Genomic DNA, 26,711 nt, shown 5'->3' with positions numbered 1-26,711 from the left:
GAAGAATGTCCCGCGTAGGAAAGATGCCGATCGCCGTGCCGCAAGGCGTGGACGTGGCGATCTCGGCCGACAGCATCACCGTCAAGGGCAAGGAAGGCACGCTGGTGCGTCCCATGAGCCCGCTGGTGACCGTCAAGAACGACGGCGGCAAGCTGATGTTCGCGCCCGCCAACGACAGCGCCGCCGCCGACGCCATGAGCGGCACGATGCGCGCGCTCGTCAACAACATGGTCAAGGCGGCGTCGGCAAGGGCTTCGAGAAGAAGCTGACGCTCGTGGGCGTGGGCTTCCGCGCCCAGGCTGCCGGCGACAAGCTGAACCTGCAGATCGGCTTCTCGCACCCGGTCGTCAAGGACATGCCCGCCGGTGTGAAGGTGGCCTGCCCGACGCAGACCGAGATCGTGATCCGCGGGGCTGACCGCCAGGCCGTGGGCCAGGTGGCGGCGGAAGTCCGCGCCTTCCGTCCGCCCGAGCCCTACAAGGGCAAGGGCATCCGCTACGCCGATGAGCGCGTGGTGCTCAAAGAGACGAAGAAGAAGTAAGGAGCCGCGCCATGAGCCTCACGAAGAAAGAACAACGCCTGCGCCGGGCGCGCCAAACCCGGCTGCGCATCGCCGATCAGGGCGTTGCGCGGCTGGCCGTGCACCGCTCCAACCTGCACATCTACGCCAGCGTGTTCTCGGGCGACGGCACGCAGGTGCTGGCCAGCGCGAGCACCGCCGAGAAGGAAGTGCGCGAACAGCTCACCGGCACCGGCGGCAACGTCGCTGCCGCCACGCTGGTGGGCAAACGCATCGCCGAGAAGGCCAAGGCCGCCGGCATCGAGAAGGTCGCTTTCGACCGCTCGGGCTTCCAGTACCACGGCCGCGTGAAGGCGCTGGCCGAGGCCGCGCGCGAAGCCGGCCTGCAGTTCTGACGAGCGCCTGAGCAGAGGAATATCCAAGATGGCTAAGTTCACTCCCCGCGCCCAGGCCGAAGGCAACGACGACGGGCTCAAGGAAAAGATGATCGCGGTCAACCGCGTCACCAAGGTCGTGAAGGGTGGTCGCACGCTCAGCTTCGCGGCCCTCACCGTGGTGGGCGACGGCGACGGCCGCATCGGCATGGGCAAGGGCAAGGCCAAGGAAGTGCCGGTATCGGTGCAGAAGGCCATGGAGTCGGCCCGCCGCAACATGATCAAGGTCGCGCTGAAGAACGGCACGATCCACCACAAGGTCGAGGGCGAGCATGGCGCGGCCCGCGTGCTGATGGCGCCGGCCAAGCCCGGCGACGGCATCATCGCCGGCGGCCCGATGCGCGCCGTCTTCGAGGTCATGGGCGTCACCGACATCGTGGCCAAGAGCCACGGGTCGACCAACCCGTACAACATGGTCCGTGCCACCCTCGACGCACTCAAGCGCCTGTCGACGCCGGGCGAGATCGCCGCCAAGCGCGGCAAGACGGTCGAAGAGCTCTTCAACTGAGCCGGCCAAGGAGAACCGACATGACCACCGATGGCTCGTCGCAAAAGAAGACGGTCACCGTCAAGCTCGTGCGCAGCATCGCCGGCACGCGAGAGTCGCATCGCGCCACCGTGCGCGGTCTGGGCCTGCGCAAGCTGAACAGCACCAAGGTGCTCGAAGACACGCCGGCCGTGCGCGGCATGATCAACAAGGTCGACTACCTCGTGCAGGTGCTCTGATGGAACTGAACAAGATCAAGCCGGCGGACGGCTCCAAGAAGGGGCGGCGCCGTGTCGGGCGCGGCATCGGCTCGGGCCTGGGCAAGACCGCTGGCCGCGGCCACAAGGGCCAGAAGAGCCGTGCCGGCGGCTACCACAAGGTGGGCTTCGAAGGCGGCCAGATGCCGCTGCAGCGCCGCCTGCCCAAGCGCGGCTTCAAGAGCGCGCAGCTCCTGTACAACGGTGAGGTCACCCTGGCCGACCTCGACAAGCTCGAGGGCGAAGAAGTCGATCTGCTGACGCTGAAGACCGCCGGCCTCGTGGGCCAGCGCGTGAAGACGGTCAAGGTGATCAAGTCGGGCGAGCTCGGCCGCAAGGTTGTGCTCAAGGGCATCGGCGCCACTGCCGGTGCGAAGGCCGCCATCGAGGCCGCCGGCGGCTCGATCGCGGCCTGAAGGTTCACGCCCCTCTTCAGAGAAGGAATCCCGTACCCGTGGTCACATCCGCCAACCAGCTGGCCAAGAGCGGAAAGTTCGGCGACCTGCGTCGCCGCATCATCTTTCTGCTGCTTGCGCTGGTGGTCTATCGCATCGGCGGGCACATTCCCGTGCCGGGCATCGACCCGCAGGCGATGCAGCAGCTGTTCGCCGGCCAGAGCGGCGGCATCCTGAACATGTTCAACATGTTCAGCGGCGGCTCGCTGGCGCGCTTCTCGGTGTTCGCCCTGGGCATCACGCCGTACATCAGCGCCAGCATCATCATGCAGCTGATGACCTACGTCGTGCCCACCCTGGAGGCGCTCAAGAAGGAAGGCGAGGCCGGGCGGCGCAAGATCACGCAGTACACCCGCTACGGCACGCTGGTGCTGGCCATCTTCCAGGCGCTGGGCATCGCGCTCGCGCTGGAGGGCGCGGCTGGCACGGTGATGAGCCCCGGCTCCGGCTTCCGCATGACCACCGTGGTGAGTCTGGTCGCCGGCACGATGTTCCTCATGTGGCTGGGCGAGCAGATCACCGAGCGCGGCATCGGCAACGGCATCTCCATTCTCATCTTCGCCGGCATCATCGCCGGTCTGCCCTCGGCGATCGCGGGTCTGTTCGAGCTGGTGCGCACGGGAGCAATGAGCATTCCGGCCTGCCTGCTCATCATCGCCCTGGTGATCTTCGTCACCTTCGCCGTGGTGTTCGTGGAGCGTGGCCAGCGCAAGATCCTCGTCAACTACGCCAAGCGCCAGGTGGGCAACAAGGTCTACGGCGGCCAGAGCTCGCACCTGCCGCTCAAGCTCAACATGAGCGGCGTGATTCCGCCGATCTTCGCCAGCTCCATCATCCTGCTGCCGGCCACGGTCGTGAGCTGGTTCGCCACGGGCGACGGCATGCGGTGGCTGAAGGACCTCTCGGCGGCGCTGTCGCCCGGGCAGCCGATCTACGTGATGCTGTACGCCGCGATGATCGTGTTCTTCTGCTTCTTCTACACGGCCCTCGTGTTCAACAGCCGCGAGACCGCCGACAACCTCAAGAAGAGCGGCGCCTTCATCCCCGGCATCCGCCCGGGCGACCAGACGGCAAGGTACATCGACAAGATCCTCGGCCGCCTCACGCTGGCCGGCGCCGTGTACATCACCGCCGTGTGCCTGCTGCCGGAGTTCCTGGTGCTCAAATACAGCGTGCCGTTCTACTTCGGGGGCACCAGCCTGCTGATCATCGTCGTCGTCACCATGGACTTCTGGGCCCAGGTGCAGAGCTACGTGATGAGCCAGCAGTACGACTCGCTCCTCAAGAAGGCCAACTTCAAGCCCAGCTGAACATGGCCAAGGACGACGTCATCCAGATGCAGGGGGAGATCCTGGAAAACCTCCCCAACGCCACCTTCCGCGTGAAGCTCGAGAACGGCCACGTGGTGCTGGGGCACATCAGCGGCAAGATGCGCATGCACTACATCCGCATCCTGCCCGGTGACAAGGTCACCGTCGAGCTGACGCCGTACGACCTGACCCGGGCACGCATCGTGTTCCGGGCCAAGTAAACCGAATCGCAAGATCGGGCCTAGGAGAAGACCATGAAAGTCGCCGCTTCCGTCAAGAAGATGTGCCGCAATTGCAAGATCATCCGCCGCAAGGGTGTGGTGCGCGTGATCTGTACCGACCCGCGCCACAAGCAGCGCCAGGGTTGATCGAGAGGAAACGACATGGCACGCATCGCCGGCATCAACATCCCCCCGCACAAGCACACCGAGATCGGCCTCACGTCGATCTACGGCATCGGCCGCACGACGGCGCAGAAGATCTGCGACAACGTCGGCATCCCGTACAGCAAGAAGATCAAGGATCTGACCGACGCCGATCTGGAGAAGATCCGCGACGAGATCGGCAAGATCACGATCGAAGGCGATCTGCGCCGCGAGCTGTCGATCAGCATCAAGCGCCTGATGGACCTGGGCTGCTACCGCGGCTTCCGTCACCGCCGCGGCCTGCCCGTGCGCGGCCAGCGCACGCGCACCAACGCCCGCACCCGCAAGGGCCCGAAGAAGAGTGCCGCTGCGCTGAAGAAGTGATCGCCGCGATCCACAACGCCTGCGCAACCGCACACTGAAAGAGTCGAGAACATGGCCAAGGCACCCGTCAACACCGCCGCGCGCCGCGTGAGCAAGAAGATCCGCAAGAACGTCGCGGACGGCATCGCGCACGTGCATGCGTCGTTCAACAACACGATCATCACGATCACCGACCGCCAGGGTGGCGCGCTCGCCTGGGCCTCCAGCGGTGGCCAGGGCTTCAAGGGCTCGCGCAAGAGCACCCCGTTCGCAGCCCAGGTGGCGGCCGAGGTGGCCGGCCGCGCCGCGCAGGAACAGGGCATCAAGAACCTCGACGTGCGCATCAAGGGCCCCGGTCCCGGCCGCGAGAGCAGCGTGCGCGCGCTGGCCTCGCTGGGCATCCGCATCAACAGCATCAGCGATGTGACGCCGATCCCGCACAACGGCTGCCGCCCCCAGAAGCGCCGCAGGATCTGACCCGGCTTCGGCCTGTCCGACGCCGTACAATAGAAGGTTTCCCGCGCCGGTGAGCACAGTCCGCTGACAACAGCGGGTGCAAGCCGGTGGCTACTCTGAAGGGTTCGCCCTTCGCCGTTCACCACCAAGCCCACCGTCGGCGTGCCCTCCGTGCCGCCGACTCGCGCGGGCCGCCGGCCGCGAGGCCGGCGAGCTGCCGCGTCAGATTCGAACCAAGAGGACCCGCAAGTGGCACGTCTGCTCGGCCCCAAGGCCAAACTCTCCCGCCGCGAAGGCACCGACCTGTTCCTGAAGAGCGCCCGCCGCTCCATCACGGACAAGGCCAAGTTCGACAGCAAGCCCGGCCAGCACGGCCGCACCAGCGGCAGCCGCACCTCGGACTTCGGCATGCAGCTGCGCGAGAAGCAGAAGGTCAAGCGCATGTACGGCGTGCTGGAGCGCCAGTTCCGCCGCTACTTCGCGGAGGCCGAGCGCCGCAAAGGCAACACCGGCTCCAACCTGCTGGCCCTGCTCGAGAGCCGCCTCGACAACGTCGTCTACCGCATGGGTTTCGGCAGCACCCGCGCCGAGGCGCGCCAGCTCGTCGGCCACAAGGCGCTCACCGTCAACGGCGCGGTCGTCAACATCCCGTCGTACATGGTCAAGCCGGGCGACGTGATCGCGCTGCGCGAGAAGGCCAAGAACCAGCTGCGCGTGGTCGATGCGCTCAAGCTTGCGCAAGGCATCGGCCTGGCCGACTGGGTCTCGGTCGACGCCACCAAGATGGAAGGCACGTTCAAGAAGGTCCCCGACCGTGACCAGTACGGCCAGGAGATCAAGGAAGCGCTGATCGTCGAGCTGTACTCGCGCTGACCCCGTCTGGGACCGTGCGCTCCGCGGGCTTGCCGCCTCGGGGTGCGACGGTCCCGCCGTGCTTCGCGCGCCGGGCGCGAAGCGGCCCACACCCCGCCCGGCGCGGTCCTACAGCCTTATCGGTGTAACGAGCCGAGGGTCTTGACAGGAACACTACAGAGCTCATGCAAACCACCCTTCTGAAGCCCAAGGCCATCCAGGTCGAGCCGCTCGGCGGCCATCGCGCCAAGGCAACACTCGAGCCCTTCGAGCGCGGCTACGGCCACACCCTCGGCAACGCACTGCGCCGCGTGCTGCTGTCGTCGATGGTGGGCTACGCGCCGACCGAGGTGACCATTGCCGGCGTGTTGCACGAGTACTCGGCGATCGACGGCGTGCAGGAAGACGTCGTCCACATCATGCTCAACCTCAAGGGCGTGGTCTTCCGCCTGCACAACCGCGACGAAGTGACGCTGGTGCTGCGCAAGGAAGGCGAGGGCCCGGTGACGGCCGGCGACATCCAGACGCCCCACGACGTGGAGATCATCAACCCCGAGCACGCCATCGCCCACCTGAGCCAGGGCGGCAAGCTCGACATGCAGATCAAGGTCGAAAAGGGCCGGGGCTACGTGCCGGGCAACCTGCGCCGTTACGGCGACGAGCCCACCAAGGGCATCGGCCGCATCGTGCTGGACGCCTCGTTCTCGCCCGTCAAGCGCGTGAGCTACGCCGTCGAGAACGCTCGCGTCGAGCAGCGCACCGACCTCGACAAGCTGGTGATGGAGATCGAGACCAACGGCGCCATCGCCCCCGAGGAGGCCATCCGCCAGAGCGCGCGCATCCTCGTCGAGCAGCTCGCCTTCTTTGCGCAGATCGACCCGGGCACCAGCATCGGCGACACCCTGGGTGCCGTGCAGCGTGACAAATCCGGTGGCGCCAATATCGACCCGATCCTGCTGCGCCCGGTTGACGAGCTCGAGCTCACCGTGCGCTCGGCCAACTGCCTGAAGGCCGAGAACATCTACTACATCGGCGACCTGATCCAGCGCACCGAGACCGAGCTGCTGAAGACGCCGAACCTGGGCCGCAAGAGCCTCAACGAGATCAAGGAAGTGCTGGCCTCGCGCGGGCTCACGCTTGGCGCGCGCCTGGAGAACTGGCCCCCGCAGGGCCTGGACAAGCGCTGAATCGGCCCACCCCCTACGGCCTTCGGCCGCCCCCCCTCAAGGGGGCAACGCCGAGGGCCCGGCGAAGCCGGATTCCCGGCGTTCGCTTGGCCAAGAGCAACGTGCACCCCGCGGTACCTGATCCGGCCGTGGGCAATTCATAAGGAAAGGAACGCACCATGCGCCACCGCAACGGCCCCCGCAAGCTCAACCGCACCACCTCGCACCGCCTGGCCATGCTCCGCAACATGGCCAACTCACTGATCAAGCATGAGGCCATCAAGACCACGCTGCCCAAGGCCAAGGAGCTGCGGGCCGTGGTGGAGCCGCTCATCACGCTGGGCAAGGACGCCACGCTGGCCAACCGCCGCCTGGCCTTCAACCGCACGCGCGACCGCGACGTGGTGAGCAAGCTGTTCAACGAGCTCGGTCCGCGCTACAAGGCGCGCCCGGGTGGCTACACGCGCATCCTGAAGATGGGGTTCCGCGTCGGTGACAACGCACCCATGGCCTTCGTCGAGCTCGTGGACCGCCCCGAGCCGGTGGCCGCCGAAGGCACAGCCGAAGCCGCTGAGTGAGGGCCCGCGCCCCGGTGGCGCCACCCGCTTGCCGCCGCACGCCGGAGCCTCACCGCTTCGGCGTTTTCACGTCCGCCGCCCGTAAACTGCCGAGCCGCGCCTGACACCGGCCTTGTCCCCGATGCTCACCTTCCAGCAGATCATCCTCCAGCTCCAGAGCTACTGGGACGCCCAAGGCTGCGCACTGCTGCAGCCCTACGACATGGAAGTCGGCGCCGGCACCAGCCACACCGCCACCTTTTTGCGCGCGCTCGGCCCCGAGCCCTGGAAGGCCGCCTACGTGCAGCCCAGCCGCCGCCCCAAGGACGGCCGCTATGGCGACAACCCCAATCGCCTGCAGCACTACTACCAGTACCAGGTGGTGCTCAAGCCGGCGCCGGCCGACATCCTCGATCTCTACCTGGGCAGTCTCAAGGCCTTGGGATTCGACCTCAGGGTCAACGACGTCCGCTTCGTCGAGGACGACTGGGAGAACCCGACGCTCGGCGCCTGGGGCCTGGGCTGGGAGGTCTGGCTCAACGGCATGGAGGTGACGCAATTCACCTATTTCCAGCAGGTCGGCGGCATCGACTGCAGGCCCATCACCGGTGAGATCACCTACGGCCTGGAGCGTCTGGCCATGTACCTGCAGGGCGTGGAGAACGTCTACGACCTCGTCTGGACCGAGTCGCCCGATGGCCGGCGGCTGCTCTACCGCGACGTCTACCACCAGAACGAGGTCGAGCAGAGCACCTACAACTTCGAGCATGCCGACGTCGGGTTCCTGCTCGGCGCCTTCGGCGCCCATGAGCGGCAGGCCCGCGACCTGATGGAGCAGCAGCTGGCGCTGCCGGCCTACGAGCAGGTGCTCAAGGCGGGGCACAGCTTCAACCTGCTCGATGCCCGCGGCGCCATCAGCGTCACCGAGCGCGCCGCCTACATCGGACGCATCCGCCATCTGGCGCGCAGCGTCGCGCAGAGCTACCTCGACAGCCGTGCGCGCCTGGGCTTCCCGCTGGCGCCGCGCGCCTGGGCCGACGAGGTCCTGGCGCAACGGGCCCGGAAGGCGGCCTGAGCATGGCGGGCACCACGAAGAACCTGCTCGTCGAACTCTTTGTCGAGGAGCTGCCTCCCAAGGCCTTGAAGAAGCTCGGCGCGGCCTTCGGTGCCGCGCTGCTGGCGGGCCTGAAGGCCGCGGGCCTGGCCGGCGAGCACGCCGCACTGAACGTCTTCGCCAGCCCGCGCCGACTGGCCGCGCACATCAGCGCCGTGCACGCGGTGGCGAGCGCGCGCGCGCAGTCGGTCAAGCTGATGCCCGTGGCCGTGGCGCTGGCCGCCGACGGCTCGCCCACGCCCGCCTTGCTCAAGAAGCTGGCCGCGCTGGGCGCCGACGCCAGCGCCGTGCCGGCGCTGCGCCGCGCCAGCGACGGCAAGGCCGAGGCGCTGTTCCTCGACAGCACCGTGCCCGGCGCCACGCTGGCCGCCGGGCTGCAGGCGGCGCTCGACGAGGCCATCGCCCGGCTGCCCATTCCCAAGCTCATGCAGTACCAGCGGGCCGACGGCTGGACCAGCGTGCACTTCGTACGCCCGGCCCACGGCCTGGTGGCGCTGCATGGGGCCGACGTCGTGCCCGTGCAGGCCCTGGGCCTGCAGGCCGGCCGCCAGACCCACGGCCACCGGTTCGAGGCCCTGGTCGACCCCATCGTGCTGCAGGATGCCGACCACTACGAGCGCCAGCTCGCCGAGCAGGGCGCGGTGATCGCCGGCTTCGCCCAGCGCCGCGCCGAGATCGAACGCCAGCTCCAGCAAGCCGCCGCGCTGCACCGCGCCCAGCCCGTGGACGACGAGGCGCTGCTCGACGAGGTCACGGCGCTGGTGGAGCGGCCGAGCGTGCTGGTGTGCGAATTCCCGGCCGAGTTCCTGGCCGTGCCGCCCGAGTGCCTCATCCTCACGATGAAGGCCAACCAGAAGTACTTCCCGCTGCTCGACGAGGCCGGCCGGCTCACCAACCGCTTCCTGGTGGTGAGCAACATCCGCCCGGCCGACACCAGCCGGGTGGTGCAGGGCAACGAGCGCGTCGTCAAGCCGCGGCTGGCCGACGCCAAGTTCTTCTTCGACCAGGACCGCAAGCGCACCCTCGCCAGCCGCGTGCCGCAACTGGCCCAGGTGGTGTACCACGGCAAGCTGGGCAGCCAGGGCGAGCGGGTGGAGCGCGTGCGCTCGATCGCGCGCGGCCTCGGTGCGCAGCTCGGCGGCCAGGCCCTGGCCGCGCAGGCCGACCGCGCCGCGCTGCTGGCCAAGGCCGACCTGCTCACCGACATGGTGGGCGAGTTCCCTGAGCTGCAGGGCATCATGGGCGGCTACTACGCGCGCCACGACGGCGAGTCCGAGGCCGTCGCCTTCGCGATCGAGGACCACTACAAGCCGCGCTTCGCGGGCGACGCCCTGCCGCGGGGCGAGGCGGGCGTGGTCGTCGCGCTGGCCGACAAGCTCGAGACGCTGGTGGGCCTGTTCGCCATCGGCGAACGGCCCACGGGCGACAAGGATCCGTTCGCGCTGCGCCGCCATGCGCTGGGCGTGATCCGCATGCTCATCGAGCGCGACCTGCCTCTGGCCGTGCCCGCGCTGCTCAAGACCGCCTTCGCCGCCTTCCCCCTGGCACAGACGTCGGCGCGCGACGAGTTGCTGAACTTCATCATCGACCGCCTCGTCGGCCTGCTGCGCGAGCAGGGCACCAGCGCGCAGGAGGTCGACGCCGTTCTGGCGCTGCAGCCCGCGCGCTGGGGCGACATCCCGCGCCGCCTCGCCGCCGTCCGCGCCTTCGCCGCCCTGCCCGAGGCCGCCGCGCTGGCCGCGGCCAACAAGCGCGTGGGCAACATCCTCAAGAAGGCCGAGGGCGCCGTGCCCGATGTCGTGGATGCTGCGCTGCTGCGCGAGAGCGCCGAACAGGCCCTGGCCGCGGCGCTGCGCACGGTGGCGCCGCAGGCCGACGCCGCCTTCGAGCGCGGCGACTACACCGCCAGCCTGCAGGCCCTGGCGCAGCTCAAGGCGCCGGTCGACACCTTCTTCGACGCCGTGATGGTGAACGCCGACGACGCCGCGCTGCGCGCCAACCGCCTGGCCCTGCTGGGCAGGCTGCAGCGCGCGATGAACCGCGTGGCCGATCTCTCGCGCCTCGCGGCCTAGGAGCCCGCGCCATGCACAGCCTCAAGCTCGTGATCCTGGGCCGCGACGGCATCCTCAACCAGTTCCGCGAGGGCCACGTCACGGCGCCCGAGGAGTGGGTGCCCGTGCCCGGGGCCCTGGAGGCCGTGGCGCGGCTCAACCACGCCGGCTGGCACGTGGTGGTGGCCACCAACCAGAGCGGCATCGGCCGCGGCATGATCGACATGAGTGCCGTCAACGCCGTGCACGCCCACATGAACCGCCTGCTGCAGCGTGCGGGCGGCCGGCTCGACGCGATCTTCCTGTGCCCGCACACGCCCGAGGACGACTGCGCCTGCCGCAAGCCCAGGCCGGGCATGCCGCTGGAGATCGGCCGCCGCTACGGCGTCGGCCTGGCCCAGGTGCCGATGGTCGGCGACACCGCCCGCGATCTCGTCGCCGCCGCCGATGCCGGCTGCGAGCCCCACCTGGTGCGCAGCGGCCGCGCCGCCGGCCTGCTGCCCGAGGCGCTGCACAGCCTGCAGGCGCAGGTGCCGGGCTCGCGCGTGCACGCCAGCCTCGATGCCTTTGTCGACCACCTGCTGCACCGCGACCATGCGCCCGACGCTGCCGTCGCTGCGCCAGGCGCCTGAGCACCGCTGCCGCCGCATGAAGCTGCTCTGGGCCCTGCGTTCGCTGCTGTTCATCGCCTGGATGGCCGCCACCGTGGTGCCCTGGGCCATCCTGTCGCTGCTGATGTCGATCTTCCTGCGCGGCGAGCGCCTGTACTGGATCACGATGCAGTGGCTGCGCATGGCGATCTGGGGCGCGCGTGTGATCTGCGGCATCCGTGTCCGCGTGCAGGGCCTGGAGCACCTGCCCACCGCGGCCGAGCACCGCCGCGCGGTGGTGCTGGCCTCCAAGCACCAGAGCACCTGGGAGACCTTCTTCTACCCCACGCTGATGCCGCACCCGCTGGCCTACGTGTTCAAGCGCGAGCTGCTCTACGTGCCCTTCTTCGGCTGGGCCATGGGCCGGCTCGACATGATCCACATCGACCGCAGCAGGCGTGCCGAGGCCTGGAACAAGGTGGCCGAGCAGGGCCGGCGGCTGGCGGCCGAAGGCATCTGGGTCATCATGTTCCCCGAGGGCACGCGCAGCGAGCGCGGCCAGCCAGGGCGTCTACAAGGCGGGCGCGTCGAGGCTGGCCATTGCCACCGGCGTGCCCATCGTCCCCATCGCAGCCACCAGCGCGCGCTGCTGGCCACGCAAGAGCTTCCTGTTGCGGCCGGGCGTGGTCGACGTGTCGATCGGCCGACCCATCGACAGCGCCGGCCGCGAGCCCGAGGAGCTGATGCGCGAGGTCGAGGCCTGGATCGAGGCCGAGATGCGCCGGCTCGACCCCGAGGCGTACGCCATGTCCGTGAAATCGGACCGAACCTAGAATCCGCGGCCATGCCCCGTGGCCCGGCCACCCCTGCAGCGCACGCCCCGCCCGAGCAGCTTTCGCTCTTCGGCGAGGCCCCGCCGCCCGCCGTTGCGCCCCAGAGCACCCCGAGCCACCCCGAACGTCCGCGGCCCGCGCCCCCGCCGCTGGCACCCGCCCAGGCCCCGGCCTACCCGCACCCGCGGGCCCACCGCGAGGCCCTGCTCGCCGGCCACCGCGTGGCCTACGAGCTGCGGCGTTCGCGCCGCCGCAGCATCGGCTTCGTCGTCGGGTCCGAGGGGCTGAGCGTCAGCGCGCCGCGCTGGCTGGGCCAGGCCGAGATCGAGTCGGCGCTGCGCGAGAAGGCGGCCTGGATCCTGCGCAAGCTGCAGGAGCAGCGCGAGCGCGCCGCGCGCGTGCGGGCCCACCGCGTCGAGTGGCGCGAGGGCGGGCAGCTGCCCTTTCTGGGCGAGTCGGTGATCCTGGTGCTCGACCCGCGCGTGGCCGGTGCCGTGCTGCACACCGACGCCGCCACCCTGCCGGGCGTGCCGCGCCTGACGCTGCACCTGGGCCTGCCGCAGCACGCGGCGCCCGGGCAGGTCCGCGACCTCGTTCAGAGCTGGCTGCAGCGCCAGGCGCGGCGCATCTTCGAGGAGCGCTGCGCCGTGTTCGCCGAGCGGTTGGGTGTGCGCATGACCCGGCTGTCGCTCAGCTCGGCCGCCACGCGCTGGGGCAGCGCCAGTGCCGACGGCCGCATCCGCCTGAACTGGCGGCTCGTGCACTTCGCGATGCCCGTCATCGACTACGTGGTCACGCACGAGCTGGCCCACCTGCGCGAGATGAACCACTCCCCCGCCTTCTGGGCGGTGGTGCGGACCGCGCTGCCGGGCTACGAGCAGGCGCGCGGTGCGCTGCGGCACGAGGTGCTGCCGCTGCTGGACGGCTGAGACAGACCGGCCCGCGCGCCCCTCAGGGTTTCGGCGTGCTGTGCCATCCACCGAACGGTGGATGGCGCGCCGCCGCACTGCCGCGACACTGGTCCCCGCTGTCATCACGCGGGGCCGGGCACGGCCCGTGCGGGCTTGGCGGGCACGGGGCTGGGAGGCCGCGTGCCCGGTTTTTTTCCAGCCGCCTGCGGCACCCGGCCGCAAGGGCCAGGGGCTACGACAGAGCCGGCTCGGCCCGTGCGCGCGGGTCGTTGTCCACGCGGAAAGCCGCCACCGTGCCAACCAGCGCCCTCGCCTGATCCGCCAGGCTCTGCGCCGCCGTCGCACTTTCTTCGGCCAGGGACGCATTGCGCTCCGTGGCGGCATCCATGTCGTTGACGGCGCCGTTGGCCTGGGCCACGCCCAGGCGCTGCTCGGAACTCGCCGTGCTGATCTCGGCCATGATGTCCGTCACCTTGCGGATCGCCTCCACCACCTCCTGCATGGTGTTGCCGGCCTGGTCGGCCAGGCCCGCGCCCCGCTCGGCCTGCTCCACGCTGGCCGTGATCAGTGACTTGATCTCCTTGGCCGCGGTCGAGCTGCGCTGCGCCAGGCTGCGCACCTCCGAGGCCACCACCGCGAAGCCCCGACCCTGCTCACCGGCACGCGCCGCCTCCACGGCCGCATTCAGGGCCAGGATGTTGGTCTGGAAGGCAATGCCATCGATGACGGCAATGATGTCGCTGATGCGCCCCGAAGACTCGTTGATCGCCCGCATCGTGCCCACCACGTCGGCGACCACGCTGCCACCCTTGACGGCGCGCTCGCACGCGGTGCGGGCCAGCTGGTTGGCCTCCAGCGAGTTGTCCGCGTTCTGGCTCACGGTGGCGCCGAGCTGCTCCATGGCCACGGCCGTCTGCTTCAGCGCCGAGGCCTGTTGCTCCGTGCGCGCCGACAGATCGGTGCTGCCTTGCGCAATCTGCTGGCTCGCGGTGGCCACGCTCTCGGCGTTGCACCGCACCCGCGAGACCAGCCCGGCCAGGCTGTCCTGCATGGTCTTCATCTGCGCCATGAGGCTGTGCTGGTCGCCGGGCAGCATGGCGATGGGCGTCGACAGATTGCCGCTGACCACCGCCATGGCCACCGCGGCTGCGTCCCGGGGTTCGCCGCCCAGGTTGGACCAGATGGCGCGCAGGACGGTCAGCCCCAGGCCCGCGAGCAGCAGGCCGGCGACGAGCAGCCCGCCGCCGATCTTCCAGGGTGTGGTCGCCTTGACGTCGGCGGCCTCGGCCATGGCGTGGTCGGCGAAGGCCAGGGACGACTTCACCGTGGCGTCGACGCCCTCGCGGTGCCGGCTGTAGACCTCGTGCGCACCCTCCAGCGCGGTCTTGATGCCCTGCGGGTCCGCGCCTCGGCTGACGGCATCGAGCACCCCGGCCGCCGACTTCAGGAAGTCCAGCCCGGCCTGGTGCTGCGCACCCAGCAGTTCGCGTTCAAGGCCGTAGGGCGGGTTTTCCTGCCAGTGCGTCACCCGCGCGAGGTATTCCTTCTGCAGCCGGCCGAACTCGTCTTGCGCCTTGGCGGGTGTCAGCGAGCCTTCCGCCGCCTGCGACAGCACCAGCCGCAGCTCGATCAGGTACAGGGGCGGCGGCAGGATGTCGGCCGTCACGTCCTTGGCCACGAAAGCCTGCTGCGCCGTGCCGAATGCCAACTTGGCATCGAGGTACGCCACGCTGGCGACCGCGGCCACGGCAACGAGAGCGCCTGTGACCAGCGCAATGATCTGGGAGCGCACGCCCATGCGGGCGATCGCACCGAAGTGGGGGGCCTTTTGTTTCATGGCTGATCGATACCTATCCGATGGGGGTCATGACCGAAAACACGCGTTCGCAGTGGTTTCGGTCGCCTGCCACGGAACTTGAGCCATGCCCCTGCCCCGCTGGGGCCGATGAGCGGGCCGGCGTGCGGGTCAGCGGGTTGATCCCGGGCTCGGGTCGTCCGCGGGCTCGGCCGGCAACGTCAGGCTGGCGACGCGGCAGGCCTCCATCGACCGGCCGCAGGCGCGCGAGATGCGGTTGGCCACGCGCTGCGCGTAGGCCGCCATCAGGGGCGGTGTCTCGGAGTGGGTGGCTCCCACCGCCTGCCAGGTGTTGCCGTGGCGCACGATCTTCTCGCGGTACAGCCAGGCCCGCACGTAGAGGTTCAGACAGGGCTCGCGCAGGGCGTGCGGGTCGATGCCGTAAGCCCTCAACCGGGGCCAGTGGACGGAGTTGACCTGGGCGATGCCCAGGTCGAGGCTGCCGTCGCGGTTGCGGTTCTCGGCATCGGCCCGGAAGTCGCTCTCGACCGCGGCCATCCCCCACAGCGCCAGGGGCGGCACGTTGTGGTGCACCGCGGCGCTCCAAAGGCACTGCGGCACCCGCAGCGTGTCGGCCCCCGCCGTTCCGGCCAGGGCTGCAAAGCCCAGCGCCGCCAGCAGTCGACGGGCCCTGAGCCTCAAGTCCGGCTCCATTCCATCGGCTGCGGCCGGGCGGCTCCCAGGGCCAGGGCTGCGATGACGACCACCAGCGGATCCAGCCACAGCCGCTCCAGCCAGCCGCCGGCGCCGATCGAGCTCATCACGTTTTCTGCCGTGATCACCCCCCGATGCAGGTGCGACCAGTTCATCACCAAGTCGACCGTCAACGCACTCAGAAAGGTCGCGGCGCCCGCCACCGCCGCGCCGACCCTGCGCAGCAAGGGGATGAACAGCACGATGGTGATGGCCACCAGCGGCGGCGACCGCAGTCCGATGCCGCCACCCGGGGTGGGCTCATAGACGGAGAACAGCAGGGTCAGCACGACCAGCCCAGCCCAGCCCAGCACGTGCAGCCCGCCGACCAGCCCGATCCGGGCACCGGTGAGCAGGATACCCAGCGACAGCACGGTGCCCGGCAGCACCAGCAGCCAGGCGTGCCAGGTGCTCAGGAACTGCGACATCGCCACAACAAAGGTGTCCAGACCCATCCGCACTCCATTGCCGTCGCATCAAGGGGTGGCCGCTTGTTGCGCCGGAACCACAACCATGGACACCTGCGTGGCCAGCATGATCAGGCCGACGAGCGCCAGCACCACCACCAGGCCGGCCCGCAAGCGGTAGGCCCAATTGCGTGGACCTTGTTGCCTGGGCTGCGTGGACTGCGCCCCGCGCAAGGGCGCCACCACCACGAGCCCACCAGGGCGGCCATTCTGTTCAAGGCCTGAACCCGAGGCCAACCCCTTTCCAGGTGGATTCGCGTCGGTGCTGCCGTGCTCCAGCGGACGGGCCATCGATTCGAGGCGCTTAGCTCGCTGCATCGCATTCATCTGCAATCCCCATTGCCAAACGATTGATGTGTGGTTAAAGTGTGTTTTGAGCTTACATCAGCAAATCACTGAATTGAAAGCACTTTTTCGCTGCCACCGCTTCTCCGCCCACGGGCCGAGGCCGACATCCAAGCCCCTGCCGGGCGCTGGGCGAGGGCCGGCCACGGTCGCGGCGGCGCTCGGCCTGGGGGGGGTCCTTCTGGCCTTCGCGGCGGGCGCTTCGGCGGCCGACGTCGGGCCGTCGGAGAGCGCCAAGCCTGCTTCCGAGCAGCCCCTGGTCTACCTCGGCGATGCGCCCCCTGGCGCCGTCGCCTTGTCGCCGCCCATCACCAAGGCCGGAGCGGGCAACCTTGCGCTGGCCATGGCCACTCTCGTGCCGGACGGCTTCCAGGTGGTGGTGAGCCCGGGCGTCCGTCGCCAACTCGCAACACTTCAGGTCCGCTGGAACGCCGGGGCCGACTGGCAGCGCCTGCTGGCCTCGGCCCTCGCCGGCAAGGGCGTCAACGCCCGCATCGACACGGCCGGCCGGCGCATCGACTTCTGGCTCGCCATCGAGGCCGAGCCCGCCCGGCCGTCCGAGGCGGTGCCGCGAACGGTGCCGCTGCGCCGGGTCGCGGTGGTCGGCGCGCCCGTGCAGCGTCCCGTCCGGCAGTCCGGCGTCGACCGCACTCTGGCGGACGCGCTGCGCACGCTGGTACCCCCCGAGTACAACGTCCGAGCGGCCGCCTGCGTGCCGCAGCAAGCCATCACCGAATGGGCGGCCGGCCCCGACTGGCTGCGAGTCATGGATGACGTGGTGCGCCGCTTCGACGGCATGACGGCCGTCGTCGACGTGCCGGCGCGCGAGGTGCGCGTGCTGCGCCGGCCCAGCATCGACCCTGAGGCCCCCCGCGAGTGGCACGTCTTCCGCTCCGACGGTTCGCTGCGCAAGGCCCTGGAGCGCTGGGCGGCGCCTGCCTGCGTGCAGGTTGTCTGGGACGCGCCGCAGACCGTCGCCGTCAACGCCGACGCCGTGTTCAAGGGGAACCTGTGGCAAGCCCTCGAGCAGTTGTCCAAGACCCTGGCGCAAGCCGACACGCCACTGGCGATCGTCGCTTACCGCAACAACGTCGTGCGTGTCATGTTGGCGAACGCTCGTTGACCCCATGAGTCGATCCATGCGCGTCTCACCCTCCCTTGCCGCCATCGCTGTGCTGGCCTTGTCGTACGGGCTGACTGCCTGCACCTCGGCGCCCCAGCGACGTGCCATCGAAGGCCAGAACCAGTTGCCGATCCCGCCCGCCGCGGCCCCGGCACCGGTGGTCGATCCGCGCAACGGCCCACCGGCTGTCGCCAGCTTCCGGCGCGATGACGTGCCCTTCGTCACCCGGGCCTCCATCTCCACCGGGGCCTCGGTGCGCGAAGAGGCGACCCTGCCGCCCGTTTTCGACAGCCCCATCACCCTGCAGTTCGGCAACGAGCCGGTGTCGCTGCCCCGGATCGCCCGCGTCCTGTCCAGCCAGCTCCACCTGCCGGTGCGGCTGGATCCCGACCTGACCCGCCGCACCGAGGGTTCGGGCCCGGTCTCCGCGCAGGGCGCGGCAGGCTCGGGCGACCGCACCGGCGTGTCACCGGTGCGCACCGAGGCCCTGCGGGCCGAGGCCACGCTCGACGGCGCCTTCGCGCAGCTGCCGCGGCTGGAGGTCAACCTGGTGGGCTCGGTGCGCGAGGTGCTGTCCTCGCTGTCGGCCATGGCCGGGGTGGAGTGGGCCTACGAGGGCGGCGAGATCCACTTCTCGCGCTTCATCAGCCGTTCCTTCCAGATCGAAGACCTGCCGGCGCAGTTCGAATCGGTTCCCTTTGCGGTAGGGCCCCTGGGTGGCAGCGGCGGCCAGGGCGGGCCCGGCGGCTCCTCGTCGGCCCCCGCGGGCGGCGGCAGTGGCGGCAACGTCAACCAGTCTCAGTGCGGTGCCGGCTCGGGCGGCAGTGGCGCCGGCGGCAGCGGCGCCGGCGGCGGGTCCGGCGGTTCGCAAAACGGGTCCGGCGGCGTCGGCAGCTGGGCCTCGCTCGAGTGCAAGGTGCGCACCGTGCTCACGGCCGGTGGCTCGGCCGTCTACTCCAGCACCACCAGCTCGCTGCTGGTGCGCGACACACGCGCCACGCTGGACCGCGTGGCCCGCATCGTCGACGAGCACAACACCATGCTTTCGAAGATGCTGGTGCTGGACGTGCGCGTGATGTCCGTCTCCACCGAGGAGTCCGAAGACTTCGGCCTTGCCTGGGACGGCGTGTTCCGCAACATCCTCTCGGCCTACCCGAACGTCAGCATGCGGCTGCTGTCGCCGCAGTCCCTGGCTTCCTCCCAAGGCGGCGGGGTCGTCCTCAACAACTCGGCCGACATCGGCACCGCCCTGGCCTCGGCCATTGCCCGCATCGGCAACGCCCGCACGCTGCATGCCGGGCAGCAGCTCACGCGCAACAACTTCCCCGTCACCTTCCAGAAGGCCCAGAGCCTGTCCTACGTGTCGCAGACCACGTCCGGCGGCTCCACCTCCTCCGGCGGCACCACGGTGGTGACGCAGCCCGGCATCACGCAGTCCGTCGTCAACACCGGCTTCGTGTTCCGGGTCATCCCGTCCATGCTGTCCGGCGACCGCATCCTCGTCGACATGGTGCTGTCGATCTCCAACCTCGACTCGCTCAACACCTTCACGTCCGGCAACCAGACGGTGCAGTCGCCGAACGTCTCGTACATGACGAGCCAGAACCCCGTGATCCTGCGCTCCGGCGAGTACGTCGCCTTCCAGGCCTACGAGTTCACCAACGACGAAGGCCAGCGCAACGCGCTCGACCCCCGCGGCGTCATCGGCACCTCGGCGCGCGGCCGCACGACGCGGGAGCGCCTGGTCATCATCATGCGCGCCACGGTGGCCAACCCGCGATGAACCGCAGCGCCACCCAGCTTCTCGACTGGCACGGCGTCGGCCTGGTCTTCGGGCTTGACTGGGTCTATAGCCAGCGGCCGATGACCGCGGCCGAGATCCGCCAGCGCGGCCTGGCGCAGCGTTCACAGCGCTATGTGGTCCATCCGGCCCCCGATGCCGATCCCCACAGCGTCACCGGCTTTGCGCGGCTGCCGCGCGGCGTCAAGCCGGCGGCCAAGCTCGTTGCCTTCGCCTCGGCCCTGGCCCGGATGCGCAGCGACTCCGCTGCCTATGTCTTCCGCATCACGGACGCGCAGTGGTCGCTCGTGGTCGCGCTCCAGGGGCGCCCGGCGCCCGGCCTGGACCTTGTCGGCCCCCCCGAGGCCATCCTGCGCGAGCTGGCGCGGCAGCTTGATCTGCACGGCCTGCAAACCGTGTGCGCGGAGCCCGGGCTCCACGGCGTGGAGCAGGCGCTGCCCGAAGGGATCCAGCTTCACCTGCTGGAGCTGCCCGTCGTGCCGCAGGCCTGGGACAGCGGGACCTTGCAGGCCCTGCCGCCCATGCCGGCCGCGCAGCGCACCTTGATCGTGGCCATTCCCGCCGTCTTGGCCCTGGTGGGCGGCTGGCAATGGCACGAGAAGGCCCAGGCCGCCCGCGACGAAGAACAAGCGCGGCTGACCTCCAACCCTGTCACCCAGCGCGCCGCCCGCGTGCGCACGGCCCTGCAGGCCCGCCCGCTCGTGCCCGTGGACACGGTCGTCTCCGAGGTGCTGGGCACGGTCGCGCGCACGCCGCTGGACGTGCGCGGCTGGAGCCTCAAGGAAGTCCACTGCAAGGTGGTCCCCGGCGGCACGGGCAGCTGCGAGCTGCAGTGGACGCGCGAAGGCACCGCCACCTTCCTTGACTTCCGCACCAACTTTCCGATCGACGATGCCGACATCACGCTGTCGTCCGACCTGCGGGGCCTGACCACGCGCGCCCGGCTGCAGCCGATGGCGGCCACGGTGAACACCAGCCAGGTCCAGTCCTTCCCGCAGTTCATGGCCATCGTCGGCTCGCAGTTCCAGCTCCTGCGCGAGTTCGGCCTCGACGCCTCGCTCAGCACCCCCGTGCCCCTGGGCTCAGAAGGCGGCGCTGGCTCGCAGTTTTCCGAGGCAGGAGACCGCAGCCTCAAGGTCGGCGGCTGGACGCTCGTCGGCCCCCTGGACCGGCTGACGCAGGTGCTGGGCCTGTGGCCGGCCAGCTTTTCGGCCACCAGCGTGAGCCTCAGCTTCCCGGCTACCGGCGGCCCGCTGCTCGGCGGCGCCGGCGGCGGCGCTGTGCCCACGATACGCATTGCAGGAGACTTCTATGTCCAGTGACACCCGCAAGGCCCGCCGCACGGTGGCCGCCTGCTTGCTGATCCTGGCCCCTTTCCTGGTGCCGCTGCAGGCCCTGGCGCAGCCCGCGCCCGCGTCCGCGGCCTCGGCCGGTCGTGCCCCCGCCGGGGCCCCGGCGGCTTCCGCGCCCGCCACGCCCGCAGCCGCTTCGCCTGCAGGGGTTGATGCGCTGCGCGCCCTGATCGAAGCCGACCGCAAGCGGCGCGCGCCCGCCTCCACCCCCGAGCTGACTCCCGCGGTGCGCGCCGCGCTGCAAGCCTCGCCGGGCCCGCTGCCCCAGGGCGGCATCGTGCTGGAGGCCGCCCTCGCACCGCGCGATGGGGCGGCCGGCTCCAAGCAGCCCCGGCTGGTGGCCATCCTGGGCCGCCCCGGCCGCGAGGTCGCCGTCGTCCGCTGGCAAGACGTCGACCACAGCCTGGCGCGGGCCGGCCAGCCGCTCGGCGCCAGCGGCTGGACGCTGCGGGCCATCCTGCCGGCCGAGGGCCGGGTCGAAATGACGCGCACCACCCAAGAGGCCAACCGGCGCACGGGCACCGCAACCGTCGTGCTCGACTTCGCGGGCGCCACGCCGGCCGCTGCGCTCAGTGTTGCGGCCACCACCCCGGGCCCGGAACCGCGGGCCACGCTCCAGCCATGACCTGGCGCACCCAATTCACCTCCGGCCTGCGCTCGCTCAAGCCCGGCGCCTGGCGACCGGGGCGAACGCCGCCCCGCGCCGACGCGCCCGCGGTCGCCACGGCCGCTGCGGCCGCCGCAGCCGCTGACGACCCGAGCGACGCCGCGGCCACGTTGCCGGCCTACGCCCCAGCCGAGCCGATCGCCAGCCTGGACGAGCTGCGCCGCCGCGTACCCGTCCACCTGGGCCTGTTCGGCGACACGGCCGACACGCGCGGCTTGCTCTCGCCGGCCGAACGTGAGCTGATGGCCGGTGCCATGGTCTGCCTGCTGCTGCCGCGGGCCCGCGGCAGCCGCTCGCGCCGCCAGGGCGTGCTCGTCTACCTGCCCACTGTCAGGGGCACGGTGGCGCTGCAGGCCTTCCGCCTGGCCCTGGGCTCGCGGCACAAGGTCGACATCACGGCCGAACACCTCATCGAGGTCGGTGCGCTCAGCGAGCTCACCGCGCGCCCCACCAACGTGGCCGAGCGGCGCGAGAAGACCGCCGGCACGGTGTTCGACCGCCACATCGAGGCCTGGATCCTGGGCGCCATCCAGCTCAACGCCTCCGACATCCACATCCGCGTGCGCGACAGCGCCGTGGCCGGTGCCGAGTCCGAGCGCAGCTACGTCGGCTTCCGCGTCGACGGCGAGATCGTCATCCAGGAGTACCTCAACCCGCGCGAGGCCTACCAGCTGGTGGGCGCGCTGTACGCCAAGTGCGACGGCCGCAGCGTGGCGCGTGGCGAAGGGGCCTTCCAGCCCGGTTTCCGGCAGGCCGGCTTCATCCGCATGCCGCCCAGCGTGCGCTCGGCCGAGCTGCGTTTCCAGAGCGCCCCCGAGCGCTACGGCTTCGACGCCGTGCTGCGCCTGCTCAACTACGACGGCAAGGCCCTGGCCTCCAACGACTTCGTCCAGCTCGGCTACCTGCCCGACCAGATCGATCTGCTGGTGCGCCACGGCCACGGCCCCGGCGGCAGCGTGCTCTTCGTCGGCGAAACCGGCAGCGGCAAGACCACCTCCATGACGGCCCTGCTGGCCACCCACCCCGGCATCGTCGCCGGCCGGCAGTTCGCCGCCACCGTGGAAGACCCGCCCGAGGGCCGCATCCTCAACGTCAGCCAGTTCCCGGTGCCGCGCTCGGCCGAATCGGCCGCGGCCGAGAACCCCTTCGTGCCCGCGCTGCGCAGCCTGATGCGCATGGACGTCGACCTCATCGTGCTCGGCGAGATCCGCGACGCCGAGACCGCCCACGTCTGGCAGGAGCTCAACCTCACCGGCCACAAGCTCTACGCCACGCTGCACGCGCCCAGCGCCTTCGGCGCCATCGACCGCCTCACCAGCCGCCTGATGGGCCTCTTGCCCGAAGCCGTGGCCGGCCCCGACATGCTGGCCTGCATCGTCTACCAGAAGCTGCTGCCGCGCCTGTGCCCGCACTGCCGCATCCCGGCCCGCGAGGCCTGGGGCAGCGATCCCGCGCTGGCCGCCCGTCTCGACGCCTACCGTACGCTGCAGCTCGATCCCGACCGCTTCTTCGTGCGCAACCGCCACGGTTGCCCGCACTGCCGCGCCGGGGCCAAGGGCGTCATCGTGGTGGCCGAGACCCTGGAGCCCACGGCCCGCCAGCGCGAGCTCATCGCCGACGCCAAGCTCATCGACGCCGCCAACGACTGGCGTGCCCAGCGCGCGGCGCGCTTCGACGAGCCGGTCACGCTGGGCAAGACCATCGCCGAGGTGGCCCTGTACCACGTCGTGGAAGGCGTGCTGGCCATCGACACCGTCGAAGAGCAACTCGGGCGGGCCGGCGAATGAGCAGCCTCAGCACCTCACCAGCCTTGCTGCTGGCCGGCGGCCCCGGCGCCACCTGGCGCGCGCTGCGCCAGTCCGCCGCCGGCGCCGGGATGCGGCGGCGCTTTGCCGCCGTGCGCCACGAGATCTACGAAGACCTCATCGACGTCATCGCCAACGGCGCGCACCCGCGCGACGCACTGCTGGCCCATGCCGACATCCTGGAGCGCCGCGGCAGCCCGCTGGCGCAGGGCTTCCGCCACGTGGTGCTGCGCATGGAGCAGGGCCACAGCGTCTCGGTGGCCCTGGCGCACCTGGCGCCGCCGGGCGACGTGGCCCTGCTCTCGGCCTTTGAAGGCGGGCGTCGCCTGGTCGACGGCCTGCGCGTGCTGAACACCCTGGCCAAGGACGAGCGCACGCTGCGCGACGAGGCCTGGCGTCTCTTGTCCATGCCGCTGGTCTACGCCTTCCTCGGCTTTTGCCTGCTGGCCTTTGGCGTGCCCACCATGGTGGACATGATCGGCCCCATGATCGACCCGAGGATCCGCACCGCGGACCAGACGGCGCTCATCATCCTGGCCGGCTTCATCAAGGGCTGGACCTTGCCGATCGTCGTCGTCAGCGTCATCGCCGGGGTGGCCTTCCTGTGGTCGCTGGCCAACTGGCAGGGCCCGGCGCGGCGCTGGTGCGACCGCTGGGTGGCGCCCTACGCCATCTACCGCGCCTACCGGGCGGCGGCCTTTCTCAAGGGCCTGGCGGCGCAGCTGGAGTCGCGGCCCAAGCCGTCTGACGCGCTCGGCGCCATCCGGGCGCTCTCAGACCCCTGGCTGGCCAGCTACATCGACCGCGTGCTTGACGGATTCGTGCTGCACCCGGCCCGGCCCATCGACGCCTTCGATGTGGGCCTGCTCGACCGCGAAACGGTGGACGCCCTGCTGCTGGTGGGCCGCTACGGCACGCCCGAGGCCGCCATCTCGTCGCGCGCCGACCAGGCGCTGGACCGCGCCTCCAAGTCCATCCGCCGCGGCGCCAAGGCCATCCAGAGCCTGGTGCTCGGGGTGGTGGGCGTCGTCATCATCTGGGTGGTCTTCAGCCTCGTGCTGCAGACCGTGAAGATCAACATGAACTCCATGGGCGGTTTCTCGGGGCAGCCAGCCCCGGCAGCCGCCCGCTGAGCGTTGCCGGGCCGCCGCCGGACACACCGGCGGCCCGGTTGGAGAGCCAAGAAGGGTGTGTCCGCGCGACGGGGGCTGCGCTGAAGCCTCTTGAATGCCAGGAGATTGAAATGAAGAACGTGTTCAAGACGGCCCGTCGGGGTCTGGACAAGGCCCGGGCCCGCGGCGTCACCCTGCTGGAAATGCTGGTGGTCATCGGCGTCATCTCGGTGCTGATCACCATCGCCACCTACGGCTACTCGACCTACATCGCGGCCAAGGGCGCGCAGGAAGCCCGCATCATCGACACCGCAGCCCAGTGTGTGCGGACGCTGTATTCCAACAACGCCACCTTCACCGGTGTGGACGAAGTAGTCGCTGCCAACAACAACTGCTTCCCGCGGATGAATGTCACCGGCATTGGTACCGCTGGCGCCGCCGTCAAGAACAACTATGGCGGCGCCATTGAGGTTGTTGCGTCCGGCACCAGCAGCGAAACTTTCACGATCAAAACGCTTACGTTGCCTGCTGACGTCTGCCGCGCACTCGCCACATCGCTGGTGGGTGCTTCTGTGATCGAGGTTAGCAAAGACAATACTTTGGCCGTGTCCAGCGTCAAGGGTTCAAGCGACGCTGCCGCCAACAAGGGGACCGTCGGTACGACCTGCGGTTCCGGTTCGGCAGCTCGTGTGTGGGCAACCTTCACGCGCTGATCGCAGAAGCTTTCACTTCAAGGCTCCTTGTTGCGCCTGCCCAGTACGCTGGGCGGCGCGCTAAGGGCGACCGCTTTGTTCAAAAAGGGCAGGCCTTCGCCCTGCAAGGCGCGGCCTGCCCACCGCTCTTGATGGAGTCGACCATGAGGACGAACAAGCCGCCCGGCTCGGGCCACCTGCTGCAAGATCGAGGTGTCACGCTGCTTGAGATGCTGGTCGTGATCGGCGTCATCTCGGTGCTGATCACCATTGCCACCTATGGCTACACCACGTACCTCGCAGCCAAGGGTGCACAAGAAGCCCGCGTGCTGGACACGGCCGCGAACTGCCTGCGGTCGCTTTACGCGCGTGACCCCGGCTACCTGGGGGCGCCCGGCAGCGGCCCGGCATCCACCGCCGTGGCCGTGAACAACAACTGCTTTCCCAAGGCGATGGTGACCGCCGGGTTCGGCACGCCCACTCCGACGCTGAACAACCTCTACGGCGGTGAAATCGCGGTCGAGCCCGATGAGGTGAACGGGGCCTTCATCACAATCATCAGCAAAAACCTGCCGGCGGGCACCTGCCGCTCTGTGGGCGCGGCGCTGATCGGTGCCTACCGCATCGACGTGATGTCCTCCGACCTCGATCCGCTGGATGACTCGCCGACCCAGGTGCGGTCCAGGACCACCGGGCTCAACCTGAGCCTGCTCGGCACCGCCTGCGGCACCGGGACCGCAGCGGTGATCGCCTACTACACCCGCTGAGCGGCACCATGTCGCGCGCCGCCCCCTTGCCCCGAGCCGCGCCCCGGCGCAGCCGCGGCTCCATGACGCTGGAGGCCATGATCGCGGTGGGCATCGCCGCGGTGCTGACGGCAGCGGCCGCCACGGTGGCGGTGCAGACCGTCAGGGCGCATGCCGCGCAGCGGGTGGCCTCGGTCATCGCCCAGGTCGACCAGGCCATGCGCTCCTACGTGCTGCAGCGGCGCACGGAGATCGACGCCTGCGCGGTCCAGCGCCAAGGGTCGCCGCTTGCGCCTTGCCCGGCCCCGTCGGGCAGCGCCGTGGTCGACCTGATGGCGCCGCTGGTGGGCGAGCTGGAGGCCGCCAAGCTGCTGCCCGCGGGCTTTTCCAGCGTCGTGCCGGGCCTGATGGACAACGGCGTCCTGGTGCAGGTGACCGTCGTGCCGGTGCCCGCGAACCCCTCGCTCACCAACATCGAGTGGATGGTCTACAGCAATGGGCCGCTGAAATCCTCTCTGGCCTCGGGCGGCGCCGATGTGGTCTTGGCTGCCCAGGCGGCCAGCCTGTTGCGGGCCCCCGTGGGCTACTCCACGCTCGCCCAACCCGGCGACCTGCTCGTCGGCCCGGATGACCCGAACGAGCCCAACCCGGTCGACAAGACCGTGCCCAACCCCCTGGGCAGCCAGCCCGCCATCTTGGCGGTGATGGGGGGCTACAGCAGCAGCGACCTGGCCGCCATGCTGCCGCGGGCCGGCGGCACGATGACGGGCGCCATCGCGGGCCTGCGGGCGTCGACAGCCCCGGGCTCGTCGAGCGCCGGTGACGCCTGCACCACGCTCGGGCTCATCGTCGAGGAGGCCGGCACCGGGCGTCTGCTCACCTGCCAGTCCCGGGGCGGCGGCTTGCTCGCGCTCCTGCCCCCGGTGGCCACCGGGGGGCAGTGGGTCCCCGAGACGGGGGGACCCTTTGTGGGGCAGAAGGTGATCACCAACACCACCACCGACCGGACCTGGCTGGTCTCCGCCAGCGGCGGCTTCAGCAGCGACCCTGCGTGTCAAGGTAAGTACTCACTCATGGCTGTAGAGCAGGGCTCCAACCTGGAGCTTGCGCGCATGGAAGACCTCTCCAGCGCCCCCGTCGGTACCACGCGCAGCGCCTCGCTGCAGTTGCCGGTGCCACCTCAGGGTGCACTCGTTTTGATGTCTAACCTGCAGTGCGGCAGCGTCATCGTGGGTGGAACCATTTCTGTCAGCACATTCCGCCCCCAGTGAACTGGGCACCAACTGGGCACCAACTGGACACCAACTGTGCGCTAACTCACGCCTGAGCCGG

General features: G+C 70.1%; 28 protein-coding genes and 2 pseudogenes. 26 read left to right on the top strand and 4 right to left on the bottom strand.

The genetic code is table 11. The features are described from left to right. Positions 1–5: 5 nt before the first annotated feature. The 17 genes and pseudogenes from rplF (at position 6) to KA711_03440 (ending at position 12,739) form a co-directional block, all read left to right on the top strand. Positions 6–541, top strand: a pseudogene (rplF, locus tag KA711_03520) (50S ribosomal protein L6). Between the two features lie 11 nt (positions 542–552). Further along, the gene (gene rplR, locus KA711_03515; protein MCM0608051.1) at positions 553–915 is read left to right on the top strand and encodes a 50S ribosomal protein L18; all 363 of its coding nucleotides are present in this window, start codon (positions 553–555) and stop codon (positions 913–915) included. A gap of 28 nt (positions 916–943) precedes the next feature. Further along, positions 944–1,462 (top strand): 30S ribosomal protein S5, encoded by a 519-nt coding sequence (rpsE, locus tag KA711_03510; GenBank protein ID MCM0608050.1) that lies wholly within the window; start codon positions 944–946, stop codon positions 1,460–1,462. Positions 1,463–1,482: 20 nt separating this feature from the next. After that, a complete protein-coding gene (gene rpmD, locus KA711_03505) occupies positions 1,483–1,680 on the top strand; it encodes a 50S ribosomal protein L30 (GenBank protein ID MCM0608049.1) in 198 nt (65 codons plus the stop codon). Then, positions 1,680–2,114, top strand: coding sequence for a 50S ribosomal protein L15 (gene rplO, locus KA711_03500; GenBank protein MCM0608048.1), 435 nt, complete (start codon positions 1,680–1,682; stop codon positions 2,112–2,114). Before rpmD ends, rplO begins: the two co-directional genes overlap by 1 nt. A gap of 38 nt (positions 2,115–2,152) precedes the next feature. Then, a complete protein-coding gene (secY, locus tag KA711_03495; GenBank protein MCM0608047.1) occupies positions 2,153–3,463 on the top strand; it encodes a preprotein translocase subunit SecY in 1,311 nt (436 codons plus the stop codon). Between the two features lie 2 nt (positions 3,464–3,465). Beyond that, on the top strand, positions 3,466–3,684 hold the full coding sequence (gene infA, locus KA711_03490; protein MCM0608046.1) for a translation initiation factor IF-1: 219 nt from the start codon (positions 3,466–3,468) through the stop codon (positions 3,682–3,684). Positions 3,685–3,717: 33 nt separating this feature from the next. Further along, the gene (rpmJ, locus tag KA711_03485) at positions 3,718–3,831 is read left to right on the top strand and encodes a 50S ribosomal protein L36 (GenBank protein ID MCM0608045.1); all 114 of its coding nucleotides are present in this window, start codon (positions 3,718–3,720) and stop codon (positions 3,829–3,831) included. A gap of 15 nt (positions 3,832–3,846) precedes the next feature. Beyond that, positions 3,847–4,212 (top strand): 30S ribosomal protein S13, encoded by a 366-nt coding sequence (rpsM, locus tag KA711_03480; protein ID MCM0608044.1) that lies wholly within the window; start codon positions 3,847–3,849, stop codon positions 4,210–4,212. 51 nt (positions 4,213–4,263) lie between these two features. After that, on the top strand, positions 4,264–4,668 hold the full coding sequence (gene rpsK / locus KA711_03475; protein ID MCM0608043.1) for a 30S ribosomal protein S11: 405 nt from the start codon (positions 4,264–4,266) through the stop codon (positions 4,666–4,668). A gap of 228 nt (positions 4,669–4,896) precedes the next feature. Next, positions 4,897–5,520, top strand: a complete 624-nt coding sequence (gene rpsD / locus KA711_03470; protein ID MCM0608042.1) for a 30S ribosomal protein S4 — start codon at positions 4,897–4,899, stop codon at positions 5,518–5,520. Between the two features lie 164 nt (positions 5,521–5,684). Then, the gene (rpoA, locus tag KA711_03465) at positions 5,685–6,686 is read left to right on the top strand and encodes a DNA-directed RNA polymerase subunit alpha (protein MCM0608041.1); all 1,002 of its coding nucleotides are present in this window, start codon (positions 5,685–5,687) and stop codon (positions 6,684–6,686) included. 158 nt (positions 6,687–6,844) lie between these two features. Beyond that, complete coding sequence (gene rplQ, locus KA711_03460) at positions 6,845–7,243, top strand: 50S ribosomal protein L17 (protein MCM0608040.1); 399 nt, start codon at positions 6,845–6,847, stop codon at positions 7,241–7,243. A gap of 121 nt (positions 7,244–7,364) precedes the next feature. Beyond that, positions 7,365–8,297, top strand: coding sequence for a glycine--tRNA ligase subunit alpha (gene glyQ / locus KA711_03455; protein MCM0608039.1), 933 nt, complete (start codon positions 7,365–7,367; stop codon positions 8,295–8,297). A gap of 1,705 nt (positions 8,298–10,002) precedes the next feature. Continuing rightward, the gene (gmhB, locus tag KA711_03450) at positions 10,003–11,019 is read left to right on the top strand and encodes a D-glycero-beta-D-manno-heptose 1,7-bisphosphate 7-phosphatase (protein ID MCM0608038.1); all 1,017 of its coding nucleotides are present in this window, start codon (positions 10,003–10,005) and stop codon (positions 11,017–11,019) included. 16 nt (positions 11,020–11,035) lie between these two features. Further along, positions 11,036–11,810, top strand: a pseudogene (locus tag KA711_03445) (1-acyl-sn-glycerol-3-phosphate acyltransferase). An 11-nt stretch (positions 11,811–11,821) separates the two neighbouring features. After that, positions 11,822–12,739 carry a M48 family metallopeptidase gene (locus tag KA711_03440; protein MCM0608037.1) on the top strand — a complete coding sequence of 306 codons (918 nt, stop codon included), beginning with the start codon at positions 11,822–11,824 and terminating at the stop codon, positions 12,737–12,739. Between the two features lie 214 nt (positions 12,740–12,953). Here KA711_03440 and KA711_03435 read toward each other — a convergent pair whose 3' ends face one another. The 4 genes from KA711_03435 to KA711_03420 all read right to left on the bottom strand — a co-directional run bounded on the left by KA711_03435 (position 12,954) and on the right by KA711_03420 (position 16,063). Continuing rightward, a complete protein-coding gene (locus tag KA711_03435; GenBank protein ID MCM0608036.1) occupies positions 12,954–14,519 on the bottom strand; it encodes a hypothetical protein in 1,566 nt (521 codons plus the stop codon). Between the two features lie 168 nt (positions 14,520–14,687). Next, on the bottom strand, positions 14,688–15,218 hold the full coding sequence (locus KA711_03430; protein MCM0608035.1) for a lytic transglycosylase domain-containing protein: 531 nt from the start codon (positions 15,216–15,218) through the stop codon (positions 14,688–14,690). Next, positions 15,215–15,724, bottom strand: coding sequence for a hypothetical protein (locus tag KA711_03425; protein ID MCM0608034.1), 510 nt, complete (start codon positions 15,722–15,724; stop codon positions 15,215–15,217). The genes KA711_03430 and KA711_03425 overlap by 4 nt, the downstream gene beginning before the upstream one ends. A 21-nt stretch (positions 15,725–15,745) precedes the next feature. Beyond that, positions 15,746–16,063, bottom strand: a complete 318-nt coding sequence (locus KA711_03420; GenBank protein ID MCM0608033.1) for a hypothetical protein — start codon at positions 16,061–16,063, stop codon at positions 15,746–15,748. A 313-nt stretch (positions 16,064–16,376) separates the two neighbouring features. Here KA711_03420 and KA711_03415 point away from each other — a divergent pair, with 313 nt between their 5' ends. The 9 genes from KA711_03415 to KA711_03375 all read left to right on the top strand — a co-directional run bounded on the left by KA711_03415 (position 16,377) and on the right by KA711_03375 (position 26,650). Then, the gene (locus KA711_03415) at positions 16,377–17,204 is read left to right on the top strand and encodes a TcpQ domain-containing protein (GenBank protein MCM0608032.1); all 828 of its coding nucleotides are present in this window, start codon (positions 16,377–16,379) and stop codon (positions 17,202–17,204) included. Between the two features lie 16 nt (positions 17,205–17,220). Further along, positions 17,221–18,987, top strand: coding sequence for a hypothetical protein (locus KA711_03410; GenBank protein MCM0608031.1), 1,767 nt, complete (start codon positions 17,221–17,223; stop codon positions 18,985–18,987). After that, positions 18,984–20,327, top strand: a complete 1,344-nt coding sequence (gene pilO2, locus KA711_03405) for a type 4b pilus protein PilO2 (protein ID MCM0608030.1) — start codon at positions 18,984–18,986, stop codon at positions 20,325–20,327. The genes KA711_03410 and pilO2 overlap by 4 nt, the downstream gene beginning before the upstream one ends. After that, positions 20,317–20,982 (top strand): hypothetical protein, encoded by a 666-nt coding sequence (locus tag KA711_03400; protein ID MCM0608029.1) that lies wholly within the window; start codon positions 20,317–20,319, stop codon positions 20,980–20,982. The genes pilO2 and KA711_03400 overlap by 11 nt, the downstream gene beginning before the upstream one ends. Continuing rightward, positions 20,979–22,811, top strand: a complete 1,833-nt coding sequence (gene tadA, locus KA711_03395) for a Flp pilus assembly complex ATPase component TadA (GenBank protein ID MCM0608028.1) — start codon at positions 20,979–20,981, stop codon at positions 22,809–22,811. Before KA711_03400 ends, tadA begins: the two co-directional genes overlap by 4 nt. After that, entirely contained in the window at positions 22,808–23,962 is a 1,155-nt protein-coding gene (locus KA711_03390) for a type II secretion system F family protein (protein ID MCM0608027.1), read from the top strand. Before tadA ends, KA711_03390 begins: the two co-directional genes overlap by 4 nt. A 110-nt stretch (positions 23,963–24,072) precedes the next feature. After that, positions 24,073–24,654: a prepilin-type N-terminal cleavage/methylation domain-containing protein gene (locus tag KA711_03385; GenBank protein MCM0608026.1), complete on the top strand. Its 582-nt coding sequence runs from the start codon at positions 24,073–24,075 to the stop codon at positions 24,652–24,654. Further along, positions 24,633–25,400, top strand: a complete 768-nt coding sequence (locus KA711_03380; protein MCM0608025.1) for a type II secretion system protein — start codon at positions 24,633–24,635, stop codon at positions 25,398–25,400. The genes KA711_03385 and KA711_03380 overlap by 22 nt, the downstream gene beginning before the upstream one ends. Before the next feature lie 8 nt (positions 25,401–25,408). Further along, on the top strand, positions 25,409–26,650 hold the full coding sequence (locus tag KA711_03375; GenBank protein ID MCM0608024.1) for a hypothetical protein: 1,242 nt from the start codon (positions 25,409–25,411) through the stop codon (positions 26,648–26,650). The last annotated feature ends 61 nt before the right edge of the window (positions 26,651–26,711 follow it).

Origin of the sequence: Ideonella sp. WA131b, assembly GCA_023657425.1 — a bacterium.
In the GTDB taxonomy this organism is placed as follows: domain Bacteria; phylum Pseudomonadota; class Gammaproteobacteria; order Burkholderiales; family Burkholderiaceae_C; genus Rubrivivax.
The sequence above is the reverse complement of the archived record's forward strand: the minus strand, read 5'-3'. Positions and strand labels throughout refer to the sequence as shown.